The sequence below is a fragment of the Trichormus sp. NMC-1 genome, from assembly GCF_001858025.1.
GTDB lineage: Bacteria > Cyanobacteriota > Cyanobacteriia > Cyanobacteriales > Nostocaceae > Anabaena.
Map to the genome: position 1 here is coordinate 154930 of NZ_LZQD01000009.1, position 24119 is coordinate 179048.

The following is a 24119-nucleotide window of genomic DNA, read 5'->3' on the forward strand; positions in this document are numbered from 1 at the left end:
CGTTAAGATGTTGGATGCCACTTTTTAGCGAGTTAGATTCTATGCACTGGGTTACTTTGAGGTATAGGGAATTATCTTTGCTGAATCTGGCTTCAGGTAAGATTTTTGTTGATGTATAACAAGAACTGAATTGTAATAATTTCTAACAAGATTCTGACAAGATTATATGGCTAAACTTTCTAACGAATTACAACGCTATTTTTTTGAAGAAGAAAGACCGGAAAAAGTAACTTTGGCAGATATTTTGCTATTAGCTGGAGAAAGAATTTTCGGGTTTTTGCTGGTGATTTTGTCTCTACCTTCAGCTTTACCAGTTCCTGCACCTGGTTATTCAACTCCTTTTGGTGTGCTGATTTTTCTGTTAGCAGTACAGTTAATTGCAGGTGCGAAAACCCCTTGGCTACCTCAAAAGATGTTTAATCATCCTCTGCAACTATCTACAGTTCAGGGTTTTCTCAAAGCGGGATTGCCTTGGTTGCGAAGAATTGAAGCGATCGCACGTCCGCGTCTATCTTATATTTGTACTACATTACCAGGAAGAGTGACTATTGGTATTGCGATCGCTCTCATGGCCATTTCGATGATGATTCCCATCCCTGGAACCAATACCTTACCAGCAATGGGCATTTTTGTGACAGCCTTTGGTTTATCAGAAGATGATGGTGCTATTAGTTTAGGTGGTTTAGTCCTCTGTGTGATGGGAGCAATTTTAACTACCTCAATTCTATTTGCTTTGATGTGGGGTGGTTCTAGTTTGTTAGATGTCATCAAAACTTGGTTGGGAAGGTAGGGATTGGGGAGTTGGGGAGTTGGGGAGTTGGGGAGAAATAATGATCTACTGCACCCTGTTCCCTGCCTATTTATTACCTGTTCCCTGTTCCCTGTTCCCTGTTCCCTATTCCCTATTCCCTATTCCCTATTCCCTGTTCCCTGTTTACGAATTACCAAAAACTGGTAGCTTCAAACAAGGAAAATATTATTTTTGGAAGTTACAACTTGAAAACACGCTCTAATTATTGGATACTGCTACCCTATATCCGCACCCAATGGGAAACTATCGCTAAGGGATTTGTGGGTATTTTGGGATATGTGCTGGCAACTTTAACGTTAATTAATTTAGCGGGTAAATTGGCAGTTCCCTTTGGGCAGGGTAATATCATAGCGATCGCTCAATTAACAGGAATCTGTGCTTTAGTATTTCTGGTGCGTGGATTTTTTCAGTCCCTGCAAGATTTATACATGGCACGCGCAGCTTTAAGGGTGGCTTTTCATCTCCGTCAACAAGTTTACACACATTTGCAAAAGCTAAATCTCAGCTATTTTGAAACTGCAAAAGCTGGTGATTTATCTTATCGTCTCACCGAAGATGTTGACAGAGTTGGGGAAGTCATTAATAAGGTTTTTCATGATTTTGTTCCCTGCATTTTGCAGTTGGTAGCAATTCCCATTTACATGATTTACTTGAATTGGCAACTCACTTTGGCTACAGTGATTGTTGCACCAATTATGGGAATTTTAATCGGTTGGTTTGGGGAACGTTTACGTAAATATTCTCTTAAAAGTCAAAATCGGGTTTCGGATTTATCGGCTATTCTCACCGAAGTTTTTAGCGGTATTCGTTTAATTCAAGCTTTTGCTGCCGAAGACTATGAAATTGCTAGATTTAGTCATGAAGCCGAACGCAGTTTAAGAGCTAAATATTCAGCAGAAAGATTAAAAGCAATTCAAATTCCTATTGTCGGATTTTTGGAAGCTTTGAGTGCTTTATCTTTGCTGATGGTGGGAACTTGGCAAATTTCTCAAAACAATTTAACAGTAGGCGCATTTTTTAGCTATTTAGCAGCAGCAGCTTTGTTAATTGATCCCATCGGACATACTACTAATAACTATAACGAATTTAAACAAGGAGAGGCATCAGTTGATCGGGTTTTTGATTTGTTAGCAATTCAACCAACAGTGGTAGAAAAGCCAAATGCAATTACTCTACCAACTGTAAAGGGCAAAGTTGAATATCGTGATGTGACTTTTGCTTATAAACCTGGAGAAACTGTATTAAATAAGATTAGTTTATTGGTAATGCCAGGTCAAGCGATCGCTCTTGTCGGTGCGTCTGGTGCTGGAAAAACCACCTTTGTCAATCTTTTACCCCGATTTTATGAGCCTGAAGTTGGGGAAATTTTCATAGATGGTGTAAATATTCAAGATGTCACCCTCAATAGTTTAAGAAAACAAATTGGCATAGTTCCCCAAGAAACCATTATGTTTTCGGGAACAATTGCCCAAAATATCGCTTTTGGACAAAAAGCTTTTGAACTCAGTGCAGTAGAAGAAGCCGCAAAAATTGCTAATGCTCATCAATTTATTCAGCAACTACCAGAAGGTTATAATACTTGGGTAGGTGAGCGAGGTGTGAATTTATCTGGGGGACAAAAACAGAGAATTGCGATCGCACGTGCTGTACTGTTAAACCCGCAAATATTGATACTAGATGAAGCGACATCTGCCTTAGATTCAGAATCCGAAGCTTTGGTACAGCAAGCTTTAGAAAGATTGATGAAAAACCGCACAGTTCTGATTATAGCTCACAGGTTATCGACAGTGCGGAAGTGCGATCGCATTTTAGTGTTAGAAAAAGGGCAAATTGTCGAATCGGGAAATCATGAAGAATTGTTAGCTTTAGAAGGGAGATATGCGCGGTATTATGCTCAACAATTTTCTTAGTCATGCACCATCTAAGTAGCCATCATTAACTGCGTACACCAGGACACATGAACAACTTCTTATTCCCCTCCTTGCTTGCGGTGAACTAGCGCTGTAGGCGGGTTTCCCACCGTAGGCGACTGGTGTATCCCTTACGGGAGCCGGAGGCATTCACCCGAAGGGGGAGGGGTTAGGGGTGGGGTCTTATTTTCAAGTCAGGTTGTAGGAATATCTTCTCAGGGGTTGATTATGGAATCTACAACACCTTCACTACATTATCTCACTCAGGATTGTATTCAACGCCACTTTGTTGTTGTCAATCCAGATGCATTTTTACTGGAAGCAGTACAAATGATGAGTCAAATAGGGAATCAAGTCTCTAGGTCAGATTCTCCGTACACCAGTTGCCTTTTTGTCTTAGATAACGGGCAATTAGTTGGCTTACTAACAGAGCGAGATTTGGTGAAACTAGCTGCACAAGAGCGCAACTTAAGAAAAACCACAGTTGCGGAAGTCATGACAAGGGAATTGATTACCTGTCAAGAATGGCAAGCACGAGAGCCAATGACAGTCATAGAATTACTTCGACAGCATAGAATTCGCCATTTACCAGTTCTCAACGAACAGGGACAACTGGTGGGATTAGTAACACTGAGTAGCATTCACGCCATGTTGCAATGTGATGAAATAGAGTTTCTAGAACACCTATCAATACAAGTAGCCAATGCTATTCAACAAGGAACTTTACTAGAGCAAGTCCAAAGAGCGAATATAGAACTGGAAGCGAAGGTAGCAGAAAGGACTACTGAATTACAAGCCGCAAATCAACGTTTGCAACAAGAATTAGTCCGCGCTCAACAAGCCGAAGCCGCACTCAGAGAAAGAGAGGCAACAGTGCGGAGCTTTTATGATTCTGCACCGATAATGATGGGTGTGGTGGAACTACTAGATGATGACATCTTACATCTATCTGATAACTCTGCATCTGCTCAGTTTTTCAAGACTACCCCAGAGCTACTGCAAAATCAACTTGCCAGTCAAATGAGTATACCTCCAGAATATCTTCGCCTCTGGATAACTCATTATCGAGAGAGTCAACGCACAGGTCAACCAGTTCGGTTTGAATATCAACACACCATAGATGGAAAAGTAAAATGGATGTCTGGCACAGTTTGTTATATTGGCCTTGGTAATAGCGATCGCCCTCGTTTTTCTTATGTTCTCGATGATGTCAGCGAGCGCAAACATACAGAATCAGCCCTCCGAGACAGTGAAGAACGGTGGCAACTGGCTCTGCGTGGCAGTAATGACGGAATTTGGGATTGGAATCTGCAAACCAACGCAGTTTTCTTATCAGACCGTTGGAAAGAAATGCGCGGTTTTCAAACCCATGAGTTAACTGACTTTATGGAGAAGTGGTCTAGGCGCATTCATCCAGAGGATATAGAAAAGGTCAGGCAGAGGCTTAATGATCACCTCAACCGAAAAACACCATTTTTCAGCGTTGAGTACCGTGTGCAGCGCAGAGATGGCAGCTATATGTGGATTCTTGACCGAGGGCAAGCACTGTGGGATCAAACAACAGGTAATTTGATGCGAATGGTGGGCTTAGAAACTGACATCAGCCATCGCAAACAAGCCGAAGCAGCACTCAGAGAAAGTGAGCAACGCTATAGAATTTTAGTCACCCATGCACCCGTTGGTATTTTTCAAATTGATCACCAAGGTAACTGCTCGTATATCAATCCCCGTTACTCAGAATTGACCGGAATGTCCATGCTAGAGGCTCTAGGTAAGGGCTGGATTGAGGCACTTCATCCTGATGACCAAGAAAACATTTTGACTGAATGGAATAACGCTATCCAACAAGGGCGTACTTTCTCGATGGAATATCGTTACTGTAAGCCTCATGGAGAGATCATTTGGGTATCTGGCCAAGCGGTAGCTTTATCCAATGAAGCAGGTGAAATTATTCGCTACTTTGGAACTGTTATGGACATAACGGCTCGCAAACAAGCTGAAGAAGAACTGACGCTGAAAAACTTGGCACTAGAGGAAGCAAAACGCCAAGCAGAAACTGCTAACCAAGCAAAAAGCGAATTTCTTGCGAATATGAGTCACGAAATTCGTACCCCGATGAATGCCATTTTGGGTTTTGCCGACTTATTACAATCTGCTGTCACAGAAACTCCTATAGCCTCTTATGTTCAAGCAATTACTACTAGTAGTAGAACTCTACTGGCCTTGATTAATGATATTCTTGACCTTTCTAAAATTGAAGCCGGCAAACTTGAACTCCACTATGAACCTATAGATTTACGCTCATTAATTCGCGAAATAATCCAAATATTTAACCCAACTGCTACCGCAAAAAATTTAATTATTCGCTCAACTATTGAGGACACATTACCTCAATCTATTTATATTGATGAAATTCGTTTGCGTCAAATACTTTTTAATGTTGTCGGCAATGCTTTGAAGTTCACAGAAAAAGGAGAAATTCAAATATCTATTCGCGCTCATTCCTATTTTACAAATAATGAAGAAAAAATCTGGTTAGAAATTTCTGTTGAAGATACAGGTATTGGTATTGACCGTCATCAACAACAAAGTATTTTTGAGGCGTTTGTTCAAAGTGTCGGACAAAGCAACCGCAAATATGGAGGTACAGGTTTAGGACTAGCAATCACTCAACGATTAATTAACATGATGGGGGGCATGGTGACAGTCCAAAGTGAATTGGGAATAGGTAGTATTTTCACTTTCGTTTTTCCCACAGTTTCACCTGCGATTGAGTTGACACAAATAGTTACAGAATCTTACCAAGATGAACATTTGAACCAATTTAAGCCTAGTACAATTTTAGTTGTGGATGATGTAGATTCAAATCGGGAATTAATCAAGGAATATTTTGATAAAACTCATCATCAGGTTCTGCTTGCAGAAGATGGACAACAAGCCATTGATTTAGCTCAATTACACCAACCTGATTTGATTTTGCTGGATATAAAAATGCCCAACAGGGATGGAAAAGAAACCGCAAAATATCTCAAACAGGATGAACAAACGCAAGAAATTCCTATAGTGATAATCACTGCTTCATCTCAGCCCCAAGAGCAGTATGAACTTGAGCAAATCTGTCAGGGATTTTTATCCAAACCTGTTAGTCGCATCCAACTTGTCACAGAACTTAGAAAACATTTACAACCGCTGAGTATAGTTGAAAATCAGAATCAATTAGATAGCTTTTTTACCAATATTCCGAGTTTTAATTTATTAACAGTTCCAATAAATTTATCAGAATTATTAATCAAATTAGAACAAGAAGAACAAATGGTCTGGAATACTTTACGTAAAACTCTTAAAATTCGGCAAATAAAGCAGTTTATTCAACGATTAGAGGCATGGGGACAAGAGTATGACTGTCAATTATTAGTGGATTATGCTAATTCTCTACACAGTAACTTGGATGCTTTTAATATGGATCAACTACCTTTAATAATTGAGCAATTTCCATCTATACGACAAGCACTAGAAACTTTGATTTAAAGAAGTCAACCCCTAGGAGGAATTAAGAATTAAGAATTAAGAATTAAGAATTAAAAATTAAAAATTAAAAATTAACATCCCCATAAATAATTTTCAGCAAACTCTAATTAAGTACCTCAACAAAATTAATTAGACATTTTTTCTAATAAATAAAAATCTCTATAATCTTATTCTATTCCTTATTCCCTGCTGTATCAGCAATTACGCGGTTGCGTCCTTGATTTTTGGCTTGATAAAGTGCCTTATCGGCTCGTTGAATAATAGGATCAATAGTTTTATCTCCAAATTTATAGCTAGACACCCCAATACTCACCGTAATTGATACTTTTTTACTCCCAACAAAAATATATTGAGTTTCAATTTTTTCTCGAATACGTTCAGCTACTGTTATCGCTGCATTGATATCTGTTTCTGGTAATAATACGACAAATTCTTCACCCCCAAATCTACCAAAAGAATCTACTTGACGCAAATAACTTAGGACGGTTTTGGTCATAAATATAATGACTTCATCTCCTATATTATGTCCAAATGTATCATTAATTCGTTTAAAAAAGTCAATGTCTATTAAAAGCACAGCAAAAGGAAGATAATATCTTTGACTACGCTTTATTTCTTGTTCTGCTATCATTAAAAGATAACGGCGGTTCCAAACTCCAGTTAATGAATCTGTATTGGCTAATGTTTCTAATTTTTTGACTAATTCTCCTTGTTCATGTAATAATTTTTTCAATTCTTGCCGTGAATATTTTAGTTCTAAATGCATTCTCACACGAGCTAAAAGTTCCGCTGCATAGAACGGTTTTATAATATAATCAACTGCTCCTTTTTCAAAAGCTTTAAGTAAATGATCTTGCTCTTTACTAGCAGAAATAAAAATAATCGGAATTTCTGATAATTCGGGATTAGTTTGAATTTTTTCACATACCTCTAAACCATCCATCTCTGGCATCATCAAGTCTAATAAAATTAAGTCTGGACGAGCAGAGTTGACCCGTTCTAAAGCCTGATTTCCATTGGAAACTAACGTATATTCATAACCAACTTTATCTAAAATATTGGCTATAATTCGCAAATTTAGTTTGACATCATCGACTACTAAAATTAAACAATCTTCTGGATTAAATAATGTCATAATATTCTGATAGTGTGAAAATAAGCTTGAAAAGCAGATAATACAGCAGATTGCAGATCAATGAGGTACAAAATCAAAATTGAAACCTAGACACACTCGCCAGTTTTACTCCTGACTCCTGAACCGAAGAGGACGCGGAGAGTGGGAGACGCGGCGACGCGGAGAGTCGTCTGTGTCCGACGTTCGACGCAAATGGTTTCAAGCCCCCGACTTAAGTCGTGGAGAATAAAAAAGACATTCCTTGCTGGAATCCCCTGGCTTTAGACATGGGGTATCCCCGTCTAAGAGTGTCTTCTTCAATCCTGACTCCTGACTCCTGACTCCTGAATTCTGCTGTAAATCTAGCTTTTTGAAAATCTACTGTACCAGCTTGATGAAAGTCCATCCATCTCTATTAAGATTATTTATCAATAGGATTCCATGATGCCTCTAGTTTACCTAACCTATAATCCTGGATTTGGTTAGCAGCTACCACCTCTTGCCTGATTAGCTGTTCGCTACACCTATTGCTAATGACTAATGACAATTTCCCAAAATTGGGTAAACCTCCCCATATAAAAACGGGTGCTTTTACCCTACCGGGAACTATGCTTTATTTACGAAGATAGAGAAGTAGGATTAGCTTCGATCCCAAGCGCCATCATGGAATATTTATATTACCTAGCAAATGCCAGTTTAACTCTTAGGGTTGTTCAACATCTGCATGGCAGACCCCAAAACCCAATTTCCTTCATCACCGTAATTCATCAGATTGATGGTTGGGTAGTGAGGATCAAACTCAGAGATCCACTTTCACCTCAAGACGATGGTGATTTTCGAGCTTTTCTCAATGAATTAGGAATCAGCTACGAACCACCCATGAGAGTGCAAATGGCACTTTGGAGTTTAGAAGCGGGACAGTTTCCTGTGGATGTGATGCGCCGTTATCAAGTAGCAATTGTCTCTCATGGTAATCCGGAGAGAGAAGAAATTGAGGCTTTCCGGCAACAGTTTGTCCGGGGTTTGGGCTATTGTCCAGAAACACTAGCTTAATCTCGATTTATGATCAATTATGATCAAGTTTTTACAAGATGATAAAACAATTCAAAATTCCAAATAGCCTAACGGTGAGGCTTACGCCTACAAAATAGAGCCAAAGGCCTACGTAAGACATACAGCCGAGGTTTAAATAAGAATCTGTAGCTTGCTTAGACAAGGGTAATGCAAGCTAGGTGTAGACCGAACCTCTTGTGTTTCTGTAGGGTATGAGGTATTAAATCCTTTAATTTCTGATCAACTCAACATTTAACTGCTAGAAAGAAAGCCGCTGAGAGTGGTGATTATTCGCACAACTTCTTGTCAAGACGGTGGCTTTTTTGAGCTTTCAGATATCCTCTGGGAATTTCAGTGACTCGATCAGTGACTCGGAAAATCTTTGTTGTAGGTATAGTCAAGATTTTCGATTATTCTAGATTTAGAGGATTTTTAAGCAGTTTACAGAAACCATAAACAATGAAAGCAGTTGAGAGGATAGGAATTGCATCTATATTTGGGATGACGTTTTTAACAGTACCCTACGTAGCAAAAGCTAATGATCCTGGTGCTTGTTTTATGGTGACATCATCAGGTAAAACTGTGAGTTTAGGGCAACTATGCGGGGTAAATCAACTAAATCAACCAAGTACCAGAGTGTTTCGAGTCCCCATTAAGCGTCGTAGCGGCAGGACTCCGATTATAGATGTTAATTTTAATGGTAATCAAGTGTTTGAGATGATTGTTGATACTGGTGCGAGTGGTATTCTCATTACTCAAGGAATGGCCACAGCCCTGAAAGTTCAACCTTCGGGAAAGATAAACGCCATGATCGCAGATGGTAGCGTGGTAGAGTTCAAAACTGGTAAAATGCCAACAATTGCCGTTAGTGGTGCTGTAGTTAATAATGCCACAGTGGCGATCGCTCCCAAAGCGAGAATTGGGCTACTTGGACACGATTTTTTTGGCAACTATGATGTCAAAATTTTAGAAAAAGAAGTTGAATTTCAACAGCGTTAAAATAATTCGTAATTCGTAATTCGTAATTCGTAATTCGTAATTCGTAATTCGTAATTCGTAATTCGTAATTCGTAATTCGTAATTCGTAATTCGTAATTCGTAATTCGTAATTCGTAATTCGTAATTCGTAATTCGTAATTCGTAATTCGTAATTCGTAATTCGTAATTCGTAATTCGTAATTCGTAATTCGTAATTCGTAATTCGTAATTCGTAATTCGTAATTCGTAATTCGTAATTCGTAATTCGTAATTCGTAATTCGTAATTCGTAATTCGTAATTCGTAATTCGTAATTCGTAATTCGTAATTCGTAATTCGTAATTCGTAATAATGCCTCCGGTCCCGCTAGGGACACGTAATTAAGTATTGTGATGGAGATTTAGATTTCGCCTAATATACTTGTCGCTTGTAGAAGCGGAGGACTTAAAACCCCAGAATTTAGTTAAAATTGAGATTTTTTTAATTTGCGCCTAAGCGATTTACTTGTGCTTTACAAGCGTTGTAGTAGATTTAAACCGTGGGTATCTGTCCCACAGGTGTTAAATAAACCGAATTCATCAGCTAAATTCTGCACTTGTTCTGATTCCACCGCGCAGGGTTTCCAGGGGTTGGGATTTTTGTAAGCATAGAAAGCTTCAACACCATCAATACCTTGTTCTACCGCAGCGGGAATCAAGTCAAAGAGCGATCGCTTGTAACGTGCTGGATGAGCCAGTACTGCTATTCCTCCAGCGTCATGAATAGCGGTAATGACATTGGCTATTTCATAGTCTTGGCCTGTAGTCGCTTTTCTTTGCAAATACGGTTTTAGACTAGAGTTTTCTGGCTCAAAACCATAAGCCAAAATGTGAACTTCTACATCCAACAGATTGGCATTAATTTCTACACCACTCCATAGATAAGGACTGTATATATCTGGATGATTCCACTTCCAATCTTCTAACCAAGCGTGTGCGGCTTGATAGCCAGTAATTGTATGATGATCTGTAATCGCCATTCCTTTTAAGCCAATAGCGATCGCTTGTTCCATTAACCCAATCGGCTGCAACCTTCCATCTGAGTGGACTGTGTGCATATGAAAGTTGTATAAACTTGGACAACTTTGGGCATCAATGCTCTGGAATACTTGTTTTAAAAGTTCTGTAGAAGCAGTAGTCCGGGCAAAATCTATAACCATAACCCCCTCTGAACAGAAAATACGTAATTTTTAATACAATCACACACTAGATTGAGAAACTAGAAATCGCTAATACAGCAAACTAGTTTTGTCTGCTACTCTCTCGGCTACTTCAATGATTTTTTTAGATTTGTTACGACTACGTTAGCAAATCTAAACGCTGATGGTCATGAGTATTTTTGATTACTTCTATAAAGAGAGTCTAAAATTTTGCCTAAGTTGCCATAAATACTGATATTTATGGTTTGCTGAAGACGATAAGGAATGGGAAATAGGGAATAAATAGGTAGGGTGCAGGGTGCAGTAGATCATTATTTCTCCCTATCTCCGCGTCCCCGCGTCACCCCATCACCCCATCTTCCATAAACCCTCTAATTTACCTGCACCTGTCACGACTTCACCAATCGCATAAGCGGGAATATCTTGCAACTGAAAATGGGTAATAACTTCTTCTGCTTGATGGGGTGGAACCAGCACTACAAATCCAATCCCCATATTGAAGGTATTATACATAGCTTCAGCACCGACAGAACCAGCCTCAGCTAACCACTGAAACACGGGGGGAATATTCCAACTACTGGGGTTAATTTTGATTGACTGATCTTTTCCTAAACTTCTAGGTAAATTCTCTGGTAAACCTCCACCAGTGATATGCGCCATTCCATGAATTTCTAACCCTGCTTTCAACGCTGCCAAAACAGGTTTAACATAAATGCGGGTAGGTGTAAGGAAAGTTTCGCCGATAGATTCTCCATTTAATAATGCTGGGGTGTCATTCCAGGAAAAACCACCATCACTAACAATCTTTCTCACTAAACTTAAACCATTACTGTGAACACCAGCACTAGCTAAACCTACAGCCACATCTCCAACTTGTACCTGGGAACCATTCAACATGAGGCTTTTTTCCACAATTCCCACACAAAAACCAGCCAAGTCATATTCACCAACTTGGTAAAAACCTGGCATTTCCGCCGTTTCTCCCCCCAATAAAGCAGAACCAGCCAACTTACAACCAGTAGCTATTCCTGCCACAACTTGAGTTAACTGGTCTTTATCTAGCTTACCTGTAGCTACATAATCTAGAAAAAACAACGGTTCTGCGCCGGATGTCAACACATCGTTAACACACATCCCCACCAAATCAATACCAACGGTGTCATGGCGGTTGAGAATTTGGGCTATTTTCAGCTTTGTACCTACACCATCTGTCCCAGAAACCAAAACGGGTTCTTTGTAACCTGTGGGTAGTTGAAAGCAGCCACCAAAGCCACCCAGTCCACCTAAAACTTCCGGTCTAAAGGTGCTGTGAACCAAATTGCGAATTTGGTCTACAAAAGCTCTACCCGCTTCAACATCAACGCCTGCATCCCGATAATCCATGCCTAGTTACACCGTTATCAATCCGCTACAAATATAGGCTATTATCATCACACAATTTAGGCGCTATCTGCATTAAAAAACTTGATCTTCAATTCCTCGCCACCATTCGCCCAAATTCATCAAATCTTGATGAATATCTGCGAGTTCTTCGGCGTAGGCTGTTGATGAGATGGTATCTCGCCGTTCTTGTAGTTTTTTCAGGCGTAGTTGTACCAGTAGCCAAGGTTTGGAGATGCCATCTGTAGCTTCTAGGTATTGAGCGAGTGTTTTGCTATCCATAGGATTTGAGATTTTTATAGTACCAAGCGGCTGCAATTGAAGAAGACGCGGGGACACGGGGACACGGGGATAATCTCTCCGCGTCACCGCGTCTCCCACTCTGGAGCGTCCTCTTCGGTCACGGCCACACAGACAAAACCAGCGCACTTATTTAATTTTCCATAAGTCATACACCAACTAGGAGTTACTCTTTTCTGGGCAATAGGAGATTTAGGACTTTCTAAAAACTTAAATAGCATGAAGGGTATAGTTGATAATATGGGAAAGACTGATAAATCAAAAAGCAGTCACGATCATAATCATGACTGCAAAATTCTTGTAAATTAACTAATTATTTTTTGCAGTTGATTAAGCAGCAAAATTTGCTGCTGCAAATTCCCAGTTAACCAATTGATCTAAGAAATTCTTGATGAATGCAGGACGAGCATTTCTGTAATCAATGTAGTAAGCGTGTTCCCAAACATCTAAAGTGAGAAGTGCCTTTTTGCCATGTGCTAGAGGGTTTTCTGCGTTTGGGGTTTTGATTACCTTGAGTGTACCACCATCATCAATCAACCAAGCCCAGCCACTACCGAACTGAGTAGCAGCCGCGTTAGAAAATTCTTCTTTGAATTTGTCAAAGCTACCAAAATCTTGGTCAATCTTAGCAGCTAATGCGCCTGTAGGTGCGCCACCGCCTGCTGGTTTTAAAGAATTCCAGAAGAAGGTGTGGTTCCAAACTTGCGCGGCGTTGTTAAAGATGCCAACTTTAGAGGAGTCTTTGAAGGAGATTTGGATTACCTCTTCCAGGGACTTATCAGCAAGTTCTGTCCCGTCAGTGAGCTTATTCAGGTTGTCTGCATAAGCTTTGTGATGCTTGCCATAGTGATACTCGAAAGTTTCACCTTTCATGCCATATGGCTCTAGTGCATTAAAGTCGAAGGGTAGGGGAGCTTGTGTAAATGCCATTTTGTGAAATCCTCTCTTGATCGGTTTTCCGTGGAAAGCTATTGCAGGAGCTTAGGAAATTATAGGTTTTGTGTTTAAATGTTTTATATCCTTAATTCTAGGATATAAAACTTAACAATTTTATTTTACTACCAAAGTGAACATTCAGACCAAGTAGTTTTCCTATAAGGCAAATCTCTATGGATTTTGAACTATGAATAAAAATGGCTAATACTTCATCGCCAAAGTCCAATGAGCAATTTACAGGAAATATGTCTCATAAGGATTTCATAAATTCATTCTACACATCAATCATCACTTTTGTGAGTCTTTGTTTCTGTCTATGGATCGCATTCTTTTTTCATGGAAATATTCTTCCTCCACAAAGCAATTATCTACTCTTCTGTCAATCTCTCTAGATAATGGCAAATTCAAAAAGCAGTCTGTGCAAATGGTCTTGAGTTTTTCTTGCTAACGAAACTTTTAAAAGTCTACCTATGGATAGATGAACAAACCCTAATATTACTTTAATTTATTGTTTATAATACTCGGCTTGTAAATAAAGATTTAGTGTTTCCTAGTACAGCAAGGCGCAAATAAGCAGACCATGAAAAACTCTCGAAAAGTTTATGTAATCTGCTTTGTACAGAAAGGCGCAAATAAGCAAGCAGACCACGAACAATTATTGAAAAGTTTGTGTGATCTGCTTTTTTCATTTTTAATTTGAATTTTTAATTCCAAGAAAGCGGTACTAGTACAGCACGGCGTAAATAAACCAACCATTCTAAATCTCCAACAATCTTATGCTGTCTTCGTTTTGACTTTTGACTTTTGACTTTTGACTTCCGCCCTGCGGTACTAGTCTGTTGATGTAGAAAATTATCTGCTTCCATTTGCGTAATTTTCGAGTTCGAGAAGCCACCCTACGGATGTATACATTCTCTTCTATCTGCGGTTAAATATTTAAAAGCTGTACCTCACGAATATGGGAACCGCTATATATAAGACGATTTTTGATTTTTGTTGATGGTGAGTTGATAATCACCCACCACCATTTTTAACTACAAGATATAAGACAAGCCACAGTGATTACCACTCATCAGAAGCCACAGTGATTACCACTCATCAGATAACCGCTTTTGATAGCAGTCAACAATTTGTGCAGCCACTTCAGAGGCGCTTAAACCATCAGTTTGAACTTCCACTGCATCCGCTGCTTTTTTCAAGGGAGAAACCTTGCGAGTGCTATCTTTTTGGTCTCGTTCAGCAATATCCCGTTCCAGCTGCTCTAAAGTAACTTCGGGTTGACCTTGTTTTCTAAAGTCTTGCAGACGGCGACGGGCGCGTTCACCAACAGAAGCAGTTAAGAAGATTTTCACTTCAGCATCGGGGAACACATGAGTACCAATGTCCCGGCCTTCAGCCACTAAGCCACCGCGTTTACCCCAGCTTTGCTGTTGTTTTACCAGTGCTTTTCGCACTTCGCTTTGGGCTGCGATCGCAGATACTTTTGAAGTTACCTCAATTGTGCGAATTTCTTGGGTAACATCAGTACCATTAATCGATACACCTACGGGAGATTGGAGGTTAGGGCTGGGAGTAAGTTCAATTTTACACTGATGAGCTAATTCAGCGATAGCGCAACGCGCATCTTCTGCGATCGCACATTCATCATCTAAAACAATGCCATTTTTCAGCACTAGCCAAGTGATAGCTCGGTACATAGCTCCCGTATCTAAATACACTAGACCTAGCTGGTTTGCCACTTGGCGAGCTACTGTAGATTTACCAGCACCAGCTGGGCCATCAATGGCGATGATCGCTTGGCGTTGACGTAGCCCGTCGTAGACATCGCACAAGATAGTATTGTCGATCAACCGTGTAGAACCTAGACGTGCTGCGATCGCCAGCATTCCTTCCTCCTCAACTTTTTCTAAAAACATCAACGTACTCGGTTCAACCAATTCAATATATTCCACGAAGATAGTGTTGACTTTTGCTATTTCTTGCCGCGCCAACGCTATCAGTTCGCTGCTGTTACGAACCCCAGCACGAAATGCCGCTTCAGCTTGGCGCAAACCTTTAAATAACACTGTAGCTTGCTCTTTTTCCGTTGCAGTCAAATATTGATTGCGAGAACTCAAGGCCAAGCCCGACACTTCCCGCACCGTTGGACAAGCAACAATCTCTATCGGCAAATTTAAATCAGCCACTAGCCGTTTAATAATTGCCAGTTGCTGACCATCTTTTTGACCGAAGTAGGCTCGGTCAGGTTGGACCAAGTTGAAAAGCTTGGTCACAATCGTTGCCACACCTTGAAAGTGTCCTGGCCGAGAAAGACTACACAAGCCTGATATCATAGCAGATGGAGGGATCACTTGTGTAACCTGAGATTCCTGTATACTATTCTGCGGTACTCCAATTTCTTCCGGAGTAGGGGCAAAAATCGCATCTACTCCTGCTTGTTCACAAAATTCTCGGTCTAGCTCCAACGTTCGGGGATAGCGTTGAAAATCCTCATTAGGTCCAAATTGCAGGGGATTGACAAAAATACTCACAACAACCGTAGAATTTTCCTGCCGCGCTCGTTCAATGAGGCTGAGATGACCTTTATGCAGCCCTCCCATCGTTGGCACCAACCCGATTTCTGTCTGATCCCAAATAGTCTGATCATCAAATAATAGCTCCTCAGAAAGCATGAGATTGCTTTCTGTAGACGCAAGCCTTGCCGCTAGGCAGCGACGTTGATTTAAATAGCAGCGTAAAGCTGCAACTGTTGTCAGCAAGCGCACAAAATACCCCTAGTTCTTCTCGATCCTCTCCCCCGTTAGTTTATATCTGAAAACGGAGTCAGGGATGAATCAACTAGGGGAATTCAGCAATAGTGAAGAGCGAGAAAAGAGTAGAGAGTAGGAAGTTGGTTATCTTCCCAAAACCTCAATTTGCACTGGAGCAATGCCACTGCTAATCATGCCTAAAATTCGAGCAGCACCGACAGAAAGGTCAATAATTCGACCCCCGATGTAGGGACCCCGGTCATTAATTCGCACAACCACAGAGCGACCATTGCGGGTGTTAGTAACACGAACTTTTGTACCCATGGGTAAACTGCGATGGGCAGCTGTGAATGCTTCGGGATTAAATCTTTCCCCACTGGCAGTTTTATTACCAGACCAATCATAGCCGTACCAAGAAGCTATGCCCTTGAAGTTGATTTTTAATCCACCAATGGCAATCTGTTGTGGTAGCTTTTGTAGGGATACTGGCGTTACTGGTAAGTTAGCAATCTCAGTGATGGGAGATGCATTGCCGATGAGTCTGCGTAGGCGATTGGTCGCTTGTAAAGCATCTTTAGCTAGATTCTTGGTGCTGTCTGCTAATTGGATGCCTTGATTAATTTCTACCAATTCTTGATCATTTACTTTGATCGAGTAACGATCTGCCTGTCGAACAGAGTTGCCTTTGTTTTGGGCTTTATTATTGACTAGAGATTGGTCTTCTGTTTTCCAACTGACGGTAATTTGACTCGCGTCCACGTTCTCCTGAATCAGTTGGTTGATTCTAGAAGCTACTACACTAGCTCTCTTCACGGGGTCATTGTCAATGGAGCTAATTTGGTTGCTCACATCTATCACATTCCCGAAACTAGCGACCTTTTTGGAGTTAGTAGATACAAGGGCAGAATATTTTAGTCCCTCACTATTTCCAATTGCGCCGATTTTTGTTTCCGTACTAGCAATTGGGGCAGAACTCAAAAAGGTGAGAACGGGAATATTCTTGATGTAAAGAGTTGCCGCCTGACGGCCTCCAATGCTGTGAGGATGAATTTCTGCATTCACAGTATTAGAAGTAGGTTTCTGCCCAGAGGATTGGTACTCTCCTACTTTCACCACATCACCTGTTGGTAATGCTTGGTTCACTGGAGAGGTTCCCTTGATGGTTTGAGTACTACCGACTGAGGGTAAACCCAAAACACCCAGAAACAGGGCGACAATAGTCAACAAATGTCTTTGATTCATGCGTCCGATTTTAAAGCGACTGTAGAACTTAAGTCTTATAATTTCTTTGGTTTTTCACCAGTGAATAGTGATACTCCCTAAAACTCGAACTCGTTCCGATTTCACTTTTTGTTTATAACTGCAACACATTAACATGAACCTTTTGGCTTGGGGATCAGGGATTTAGCGTAGGTTTTGGTCATTTAGCCAAATTTAAATTCTGGTTTCTAGGGCAGAACCTTGTTCAACTGCGGATTTTGGCTATGTAACCTTTTTTTTCTGATCGTCAAGAATTTCTTATGAAAAGTTAATATTAGGTTGTTCTTAAATGAAGCAAGTAGGATCTTGAATCTGTTAAAAGCTCTTTTTCAGATTTTTGTATTATATTTAACCAACTAGAAAATTTGATTTTTGTCAAGATTTCTGTCTTTAAATTCAAAAACTCATGTTAAATACTTACATAGTTTATTTGCTTAAAGTTAGATAAAACTATCATTGAGCAAGCAGAAAAACCTAATAATTACCTATTAGAAAAATTTAAATTTAGCAAAAATCCAGATACATATAATACAAAAATTTTAAGTTTATATACGTAATGATTTTATATTAACTAGTATAAATTAAATAAAATTTCTCAAAAAAATATACTGATAAAAAATCAGTTACTACTCCAGTAAGTATTTTTCTCATGCAAAAAAAAGTAATAATGAGACAATGAAAAAAGGGGTGTGAGCTTGTGGAGATAAATTTTAAGTGTAGCAAAAATTACTCGTCATTTACGCAAACTCTTGCATACCCAAACTAGTAAATCCAATTTAACGCTTAATAACAAGCTATTAGCCACATGGGAAACCCAGAAAATTTAGAAATAGTGCCATCACCATTTCCAGAAGTGCTTAAAGATTTGCATTCTCAGTACAAATCTCTGCAAGAAGGTGTGGTAGCTAACTACATTCCCGAACTGGCAAAAGTCAACCCCAACTTATTTAGTATCTGCATTGCTACTGTAGATGGCCAGATTTATGAAGTCGGTGATTATCAACAACTATTTACTATTCAGTCGATTTCTAAGGTCTTTGTCTATGGACAGGCGTTAGAAGATCATGGACGGGATTATATTTTGACTAGGGTAGGAGTGGAACCGACAGGAGAAGCATTTAATGCAATTATTCTGGATGAGCAATCAAAGCGACCTTATAATCCTATGGTGAACGCCGGGGCTATCGCTACCACCAGCTTAATCAAGGGTTCTGGTCCAACTGAACGCCTAAATCGATTGCTAGATATGTATCGGCGCTATATTGGGCGGGATGTATTTGTGGATATTTCTGTGTTTACCTCAGAACGCAGTACGGGACATCGCAACCGCGCTACAGCACACCTGATGCTAAATTTTGGCATGATTGACCAAAATATTGAGGAAGCGTTGGATTTATATTTTCAACAATGTTCTGTAATGGTTAATTGTCGAGACTTGGCGGTGATGGCAGCAACTCTGGCTAACAAAGGTATTAACCCCATTACCAAGGAAAAAGCGGTAGATAACCGCTATATCAAAGATATATTGAGCGTGATGTACACCTGCGGGATGTATAACTTTGCGGGTGAATGGGCTTATAATGTGGGAATTCCGGCAAAAAGCGGCGTTTGTGGGGGAATTATCGCCGTTGTTCCTAACCAAATGGGAATTGGAGTGTTTTCACCTCTGCTAGATGTTCGGGGTAACAGTGTGCGTGGGGTGAAGGTGTGTGAGCAACTGTCTCAACGGTTGGGTTTACATCTGTTTGATTGTTCGCGCCAGGAATCAATTTAATTTTTTTATTTAATTTTGTCCAACTACTGATAATCCACCTCATTAGGGAACTCCAAACAATAAATTATCCCATTTCACAGCATCAAAACGACTTTTCCTCCGCAGCTCCCAGCCCTAAAAAAGATGGGATATTTTTGATCTGGAAGTCCCTGAGTGGCAGCAATAATTAAGAAATTATTAAAAATAACATGTATTCCTTAATTAATGCTGGAAACTCTTTAATAAGACATTAGACAATTGAATAAAAATTAGCACTCTCGGCTAACAAGTGCTAATTCTCGACTAAATTTTCAAACCTATGGACTAGGCAAAAATCCTACTTTTTCTAGCTGGAGTTGACTATTTTTTCAGCCATTTTTTGCCAAAACACTAGGTTGATTTGGAATTGATTAAATAGATTGGGAGGACTGGAATGAGATTTACTTTCGATATTGTAGGAGTATCTCCAGTTTTGTACTTTTTTAATCACCAACAGCAGAGTTGGCAAAAACCTCAGCCTCCTGGTGTGGAATATCTGGGAACCCATACTTGTACACTCGATGGGTTTCTAGAATCTGTGGAATCTGTTCTACCAAAGTTGGATTGGAATCTAGATCAAGTTGTAGATACGGTGATTCAATTTTGGTGGAATAACTCGGAGAGTATTCAATATTGGAAATCCAGGTTACAAGATGCCGGAAGAGATAATTTACTAGTAGCAAGAGTGGCAGAAATACAAGCTTTGCAAGCTGAATTTGAATCACTACTTCGTAAAAATTGGTGAATTCATTTTTATTGAACAGGATCTAATAGGCATCACCGATAAATAATGTATATCTGAAAATACCTAGAGGAGAAATGTCTCTACAAGGATTCTAGAAGATATACATTGAAATTCGGTCGATGTCTAATTTATTCTGTTTCTAGTGCTTGCATAATTTTGTAACATAAATCTTCTACTTTCTGGGTTTGCCTCTTACCAAGAGATGCATAGTGAGCTAAACCTGGAGCGGCATTAACTTCCAAGAGGGTATAATCTACTAGTGGTTTAGTAATATCACTGGTTAGTATATCTACACCTGCTAATTTCAGCCCCATATCTTTAGTTATATTAATCGCTAGTTGCTGGAAATCAGGATGAATACTATCGGTAAAATCTACTGAATCACCACCAGTAGATAAATTGGCATTATCTAAAAGATAGACTATATTATCTTTGGCAATTACACTTTCAAGTGTGAGATTTTGTTGTTGCAATTTTTTAATTATGCGAAAATCTTCTAGATCAATTAATATTTTTTCGCCAGTTTGTATCAACTTTTCCCGTTTGATTTGGATTAATTGCAAAATAGTAGAATTACCATCACCAGTTACGGATAAAGGAATTCTTTGATAAGCAGCAAGTACTTCATCATTAAAAGCGAGAATTCTATAGTCATTTCCTGTATAGAATCTTTCAACAATTAATCCTGGGTGAATATTAAAAATTTTCTCGGCGACATCATAGTACTCTGATTTTTCGTAAACCTTCGTGACTAAGATTCCTAAACTCAAATTTAAGGGTTTGACAATTACTGGTAATCCTAATTCTTGAACATAATTCCAGCCATCATGTATATTTCTAGGATTGGGTATTGTTGCACAAATTTTTTCATTAAAAAATGTTTTTCCCTCTGTAACTTTATAACCAAACTGTTGCAAAAAATAATTAGAGAAAGCTTTATCTTTAGCTAAATATGCAGAACCAAAACCATTAACATTTAGTCTAGTATTATCAAAAACTGATTTTTTACCGTTTTTAAAGGTAATATGTCCAATTAATTCATATTCAGGTTCGATTAAAACAGTAGCTCCCATTTCTGTAGCTACTTTTTTGAATATTGATGTCATGAATCTCATATCTCTTGATTAATTGATACTTAGGTATGTTGTCAACATTTTAGCAAAAAAGGTGGTGCTTTATTGACTTTTTTTAATTGGAGCGAAGCGACTTGACTCAGCATTCAGCAGTATTTTTGTGAACTTGGTTTGTGTATCTTTAAAAATATGCAAACTCAATTCACCTCAGTTTTTGTGCTGAGTAGAAGCTATATTGTCACACTAAGTATTGACAATTTTAAAATTATGTAATAACAAGGTGGCATCATCAATTAAAGGCGCTAGTGTATCCCCCCTTAGAGACACACTAACGCTGTTCACTAAATTTCATACGGTTAATATAATCATGCCACAAAATACTGATTACAAAGATACAAAGTCAGAAAATCAAGCACTTGCTTACAGAAATCGCCTGAATGGTTGGGCGATCGCTCGTGTGGTTGCAAATCAGGAACGGGTGATTGTCGGGCGATTCCGCAGCCGTTCCAACGCTGATGGTTATATGCAACACTTACGCCAGCTGACACCGGATGCTTCTTTTGAGCTTGTTTTTGATTGTCAGCGGGAAGAAGTGGTGATTTAAGCTTTGAGACTAGGCGATCGCAGTTGAGTTAATTGAGAGGATGTTTTCAAAGTCATCACTGATGTATCAAAACCTCAAACCTGATACTTAACAAACATCCTCTTAAACGGCTGCTAATTCCTGCAATTTTGTTAACACTGCTAGAGCATGACCTTTAGTTTTGACATTTGGCCAAGCATAGGCGATGGTTTTATCAGGTGAAATCAAAAAAGTTGACCGAGCCACACCCATATATTCTTTACCCATAAACTTCTTTAATCTCCAAGCACCATAGGCTTCTATTAATTGATGTTCTGGGTCACTTAATAGGGTAATTGATAATTGATGTTTGTCGATAAATTTGCAATGTGCTTTACCTGAATCTGGACTGACACCGATGATTTTAGCTCCCAGTGCAGTGAATTGTGGAGATAAATCGGTGAAGTCTTTTGCTTCTGTGGTGCATCCTGGAGTGTCGTCTTTGGGGTAGAAATAAAGGACTATCCATTCACTGAAGTCAGCAAGGCTAACTGGTTTGTCGTTTTGATCTGGAGTGGTGAAGTCGGGTGCTAGTTGTCCAGTTTGGGGAATGTTGGTCATGATGGGATTTAGATAAATTGCAAAAATCAGGATTGAAATTTTTGATGAGATTTTAGATTTTAGATTGTCAACGCTAGAGACGTTCCACTTGACGCAATCATGTTTAAAATGGGTATTAACATTTAAACCGTTGCTAATCGAGATTGGCACTACAATTAAGTCTAAACTAATAATTTTATGTTACGTGATTTTACCAGTCGTGAAGAATTAGTAGCGTATCTGCGCGAACAATTTCCCCAAGCCGCCGAGCGAGATGATCACATCAGCATGACTGTGGGGGGACGGAAAGCTGCCAAACAAATATTAGATAAAATAGACCCAGTATCATACGCAAAAACACGTAATTTTTTAACGGGTGCAGTCACAAGACTATCACCTTATATTCGTTATGGCGTTTTGAGTTTGCGGGAAATTCGAGATTACATTCTTGATAAAGTCCAGAATTCCGACGAAGCAACTAAACTAATTACGGAATTAGCTTGGCGTGATTATTGGCAAAGATTATACATCAAACTAGGAAAAGGTATTTGGCAAAATCAAGAAGAATACAAAACCGGCTACAAATTAGCAGACTACGCAGAAGCCTTACCCCAAGATATTACAACAGGAACTACTGGTAGCGTTTGCATTGACAGCTTTAGCCGAGAGTTACAGGAAACTGGCTACCTGCACAATCACATCAGAATGTGGTTAGCCGCTTATATTGTCCATTGGCGACGTATTCAATGGCAAGCTGGCGCAAAATGGTTTTTACAGCACTTGCTTGATGGTGATCCAGCCAGTAATAATATGTCATGGCAGTGGGTAGCAAGTACATTTAGCCACAAACCCTATTTCTTCAATCGTGAGAATTTAGAACGTTACACTAAAGGCATTTATTGTCGTCAATGTCCACTTTATGGAAAATGTGATTTTGAAGGCAGTTATGAAGAATTAGAACAGCGACTTTTTCCGAAAGGACAATTTAGTAAACAAACAAATAGTCGAACTTGGCAGAAATGATAATTAGACAAGCAACCATAAATGATCATCAAGCTGTGCTGAAGTACGCCCTCAAACTTGTTCATCAACATCACAATTTCAATCCTTTAAGATTTGTTGAATTTGAAAATCATGAACAACAGCTTTTTGATTTTTTTGCCGAAGAGATTGTTAACCCAAAAGCAGTTGTGTTAGTTGTGGAAGTAGAAAATGAAATTGTTGGTTATTCATTTACAAGGTTAGAAGAAAGCAGTTTGGTTGATATTGCACCAGAAGCAGTATGGCTTCATGACATTTACATTGATGAATCGGTGCGGGGAATGGGAGCAGGAAAATTGCTGTTAAATGCTTCAATAGATGCAGCAAAAAAGTTAGGTTCACAAGTATTGATACTTCAAGTCGCTGCACAAAATGAATTTGCAAAGCAGTTATTTGAAGCTAATGGATTTAATGTGGCAACTTACGAGATGATGATGAATTTAAATGAAGGATGAAAAGAGGAAGTGCTAATAAACCTCATCGTGAGTTCCAATATCAATTAGTAAAACTTTGCTGTCAGAGATAAATTGGAAAACAAGCCGATATTCATAGGTGATACTCAACTCCCAATAACCTTCCAGATTTCCGCTTAAACTATGTGTTTTCAATGATGAATGAAATGGATCGTTGATAAAAAGAGAGATTTTTTGCTGAAATCTTTCAACGAGTTCAGGATGCTTCTTGCGCCATTTTTTCAATATTCGTAGGAATGGCTCATCCCAAATAATCTCAATCATCACTCGAAGCCATCATCAAATCTTCAACAGTACCAGTATGAACATTACCCAATCTATAATTCTCCTCAGCTTCTTTAGCTCTTGAGGCAATTTGACTTCTTCTCAATTCGATCATCCTTTTGGCGAGAATTTCAGCGATAAATGATTGATCTTCAAAAGCTAGATCAGATATAGCTTGCAAAATATCATTTACCTGAGTTGATGTTTTCATGGCTGGGTAAGTTATAAAGTTGCAGTATTTTTAGATTAACACGATCACATCCATAACCTTCCTAACCAGCTTTTCGGGTAGGATAGTGCGATCGCGGAGCCTTACAAGCGCTGGATAAGCAGGTGGAATTCTCTCGACAGG

At 39.3% G+C, this 24119-nt stretch carries 25 protein-coding genes; 11 read left to right on the top strand and 14 right to left on the bottom strand.

Annotated elements, in window-relative coordinates:
- The first annotated feature begins 166 nt into the window (after positions 1-166).
- The 4 genes from A9Y75_RS22670 (at position 167) to A9Y75_RS22685 (ending at position 6249) form a co-directional block, all read left to right on the top strand.
- Positions 167-790 carry an exopolysaccharide biosynthesis protein gene (locus A9Y75_RS22670; protein WP_071191789.1) on the top strand — a complete coding sequence of 208 codons (624 nt, stop codon included), beginning with the start codon at positions 167-169 and terminating at the stop codon, positions 788-790.
- Positions 762-1013, top strand: a complete 252-nt coding sequence (locus tag A9Y75_RS22675) for a hypothetical protein (RefSeq protein WP_071191790.1) — start codon at positions 762-764, stop codon at positions 1011-1013. The genes A9Y75_RS22670 and A9Y75_RS22675 overlap by 29 nt, the downstream gene beginning before the upstream one ends.
- A complete protein-coding gene (locus tag A9Y75_RS22680) occupies positions 997-2721 on the top strand; it encodes an ABC transporter ATP-binding protein (protein WP_071191791.1) in 1725 nt (574 codons plus the stop codon). Before A9Y75_RS22675 ends, A9Y75_RS22680 begins: the two co-directional genes overlap by 17 nt.
- Before the next feature lie 228 nt (positions 2722-2949).
- A complete protein-coding gene (locus tag A9Y75_RS22685) occupies positions 2950-6249 on the top strand; it encodes a PAS domain S-box protein (RefSeq protein WP_071191792.1) in 3300 nt (1099 codons plus the stop codon).
- A gap of 172 nt (positions 6250-6421) precedes the next feature.
- Here A9Y75_RS22685 and A9Y75_RS22690 read toward each other — a convergent pair whose 3' ends face one another.
- Both A9Y75_RS22690 and A9Y75_RS28805 read right to left on the bottom strand, forming a co-directional pair.
- The gene (locus A9Y75_RS22690; protein WP_071191793.1) at positions 6422-7384 is read right to left on the bottom strand and encodes a diguanylate cyclase; all 963 of its coding nucleotides are present in this window, start codon (positions 7382-7384) and stop codon (positions 6422-6424) included.
- 211 nt (positions 7385-7595) lie between these two features.
- The gene (locus A9Y75_RS28805; RefSeq protein ID WP_177176273.1) at positions 7596-7769 is read right to left on the bottom strand and encodes a hypothetical protein; all 174 of its coding nucleotides are present in this window, start codon (positions 7767-7769) and stop codon (positions 7596-7598) included.
- 257 nt (positions 7770-8026) lie between these two features.
- On the opposite strand from A9Y75_RS28805, the gene A9Y75_RS22695 reads away from it, so the two are divergent.
- Both A9Y75_RS22695 and A9Y75_RS22700 read left to right on the top strand, forming a co-directional pair.
- Positions 8027-8416: a hypothetical protein gene (locus tag A9Y75_RS22695; RefSeq protein WP_071191794.1), complete on the top strand. Its 390-nt coding sequence runs from the start codon at positions 8027-8029 to the stop codon at positions 8414-8416.
- Between the two features lie 459 nt (positions 8417-8875).
- Positions 8876-9415: a retropepsin-like aspartic protease gene (locus A9Y75_RS22700; RefSeq protein ID WP_071191795.1), complete on the top strand. Its 540-nt coding sequence runs from the start codon at positions 8876-8878 to the stop codon at positions 9413-9415.
- On the opposite strand, the gene A9Y75_RS29880 is transcribed toward A9Y75_RS22700, so the two are convergent.
- The 8 genes from A9Y75_RS29880 to A9Y75_RS22730 all read right to left on the bottom strand — a co-directional run bounded on the left by A9Y75_RS29880 (position 9383) and on the right by A9Y75_RS22730 (position 17199).
- Positions 9383-9769 (bottom strand): hypothetical protein, encoded by a 387-nt coding sequence (locus A9Y75_RS29880; protein WP_236721500.1) that lies wholly within the window; start codon positions 9767-9769, stop codon positions 9383-9385. The genes A9Y75_RS22700 and A9Y75_RS29880 overlap by 33 nt on opposite strands.
- Positions 9770-9904: 135 nt before the next feature.
- Entirely contained in the window at positions 9905-10591 is a 687-nt protein-coding gene (locus A9Y75_RS22705; RefSeq protein ID WP_071191796.1) for a PHP domain-containing protein, read from the bottom strand.
- A gap of 348 nt (positions 10592-10939) precedes the next feature.
- Positions 10940-11974: a phosphoribosylformylglycinamidine cyclo-ligase gene (purM, locus tag A9Y75_RS22710; protein ID WP_071191797.1), complete on the bottom strand. Its 1035-nt coding sequence runs from the start codon at positions 11972-11974 to the stop codon at positions 10940-10942.
- A 72-nt stretch (positions 11975-12046) separates the two neighbouring features.
- Complete coding sequence (locus A9Y75_RS22715) at positions 12047-12253, bottom strand: hypothetical protein (RefSeq protein WP_071191798.1); 207 nt, start codon at positions 12251-12253, stop codon at positions 12047-12049.
- A 348-nt stretch (positions 12254-12601) separates the two neighbouring features.
- Positions 12602-13201, bottom strand: coding sequence for a superoxide dismutase (locus tag A9Y75_RS22720; RefSeq protein WP_071191799.1), 600 nt, complete (start codon positions 13199-13201; stop codon positions 12602-12604).
- Positions 13202-13911: 710 nt separating this feature from the next.
- Positions 13912-14073: a hypothetical protein gene (locus tag A9Y75_RS28810; RefSeq protein WP_177176274.1), complete on the bottom strand. Its 162-nt coding sequence runs from the start codon at positions 14071-14073 to the stop codon at positions 13912-13914.
- Between the two features lie 222 nt (positions 14074-14295).
- Positions 14296-15972 carry a bifunctional pantoate--beta-alanine ligase/(d)CMP kinase gene (locus tag A9Y75_RS22725; protein ID WP_071191800.1) on the bottom strand — a complete coding sequence of 559 codons (1677 nt, stop codon included), beginning with the start codon at positions 15970-15972 and terminating at the stop codon, positions 14296-14298.
- A gap of 129 nt (positions 15973-16101) precedes the next feature.
- Positions 16102-17199, bottom strand: coding sequence for a septal ring lytic transglycosylase RlpA family protein (locus A9Y75_RS22730; RefSeq protein ID WP_071191801.1), 1098 nt, complete (start codon positions 17197-17199; stop codon positions 16102-16104).
- Positions 17200-18022: 823 nt separating this feature from the next.
- Between A9Y75_RS22730 and glsA the strand changes: the two genes are divergently transcribed.
- The gene (glsA, locus tag A9Y75_RS22735; protein ID WP_071191802.1) at positions 18023-18991 is read left to right on the top strand and encodes a glutaminase A; all 969 of its coding nucleotides are present in this window, start codon (positions 18023-18025) and stop codon (positions 18989-18991) included.
- 412 nt (positions 18992-19403) lie between these two features.
- Positions 19404-19754, top strand: coding sequence for a hypothetical protein (locus tag A9Y75_RS22740; RefSeq protein WP_071191803.1), 351 nt, complete (start codon positions 19404-19406; stop codon positions 19752-19754).
- Between the two features lie 128 nt (positions 19755-19882).
- Here A9Y75_RS22740 and A9Y75_RS22745 read toward each other — a convergent pair whose 3' ends face one another.
- On the bottom strand, positions 19883-20869 hold the full coding sequence (locus tag A9Y75_RS22745) for a cyanophycin synthetase (RefSeq protein ID WP_071191804.1): 987 nt from the start codon (positions 20867-20869) through the stop codon (positions 19883-19885).
- A gap of 325 nt (positions 20870-21194) precedes the next feature.
- Here A9Y75_RS22745 and A9Y75_RS22750 point away from each other — a divergent pair, with 325 nt between their 5' ends.
- Positions 21195-21431 carry an SPOR domain-containing protein gene (locus A9Y75_RS22750; RefSeq protein WP_071191805.1) on the top strand — a complete coding sequence of 79 codons (237 nt, stop codon included), beginning with the start codon at positions 21195-21197 and terminating at the stop codon, positions 21429-21431.
- Between the two features lie 102 nt (positions 21432-21533).
- Here A9Y75_RS22750 and bcp read toward each other — a convergent pair whose 3' ends face one another.
- Positions 21534-22010 carry a thioredoxin-dependent thiol peroxidase gene (gene bcp, locus A9Y75_RS22755; protein WP_071191806.1) on the bottom strand — a complete coding sequence of 159 codons (477 nt, stop codon included), beginning with the start codon at positions 22008-22010 and terminating at the stop codon, positions 21534-21536.
- Positions 22011-22187: 177 nt separating this feature from the next.
- Here bcp and A9Y75_RS22760 point away from each other — a divergent pair, with 177 nt between their 5' ends.
- Together A9Y75_RS22760 and A9Y75_RS22765 are read left to right on the top strand one after the other, a co-directional pair.
- Positions 22188-23012 carry an FAD-binding domain-containing protein gene (locus A9Y75_RS22760; RefSeq protein ID WP_071191807.1) on the top strand — a complete coding sequence of 275 codons (825 nt, stop codon included), beginning with the start codon at positions 22188-22190 and terminating at the stop codon, positions 23010-23012.
- Complete coding sequence (locus A9Y75_RS22765) at positions 23009-23485, top strand: GNAT family N-acetyltransferase (protein WP_071191808.1); 477 nt, start codon at positions 23009-23011, stop codon at positions 23483-23485. Before A9Y75_RS22760 ends, A9Y75_RS22765 begins: the two co-directional genes overlap by 4 nt.
- Before the next feature lie 12 nt (positions 23486-23497).
- Here A9Y75_RS22765 and A9Y75_RS22770 read toward each other — a convergent pair whose 3' ends face one another.
- Entirely contained in the window at positions 23498-23767 is a 270-nt protein-coding gene (locus A9Y75_RS22770; protein WP_083389713.1) for a type II toxin-antitoxin system mRNA interferase toxin, RelE/StbE family, read from the bottom strand.
- Complete coding sequence (locus A9Y75_RS22775) at positions 23760-23978, bottom strand: hypothetical protein (protein WP_071191809.1); 219 nt, start codon at positions 23976-23978, stop codon at positions 23760-23762. The genes A9Y75_RS22770 and A9Y75_RS22775 overlap by 8 nt, the downstream gene beginning before the upstream one ends.
- Positions 23979-24119 lie beyond the last annotated feature (141 nt).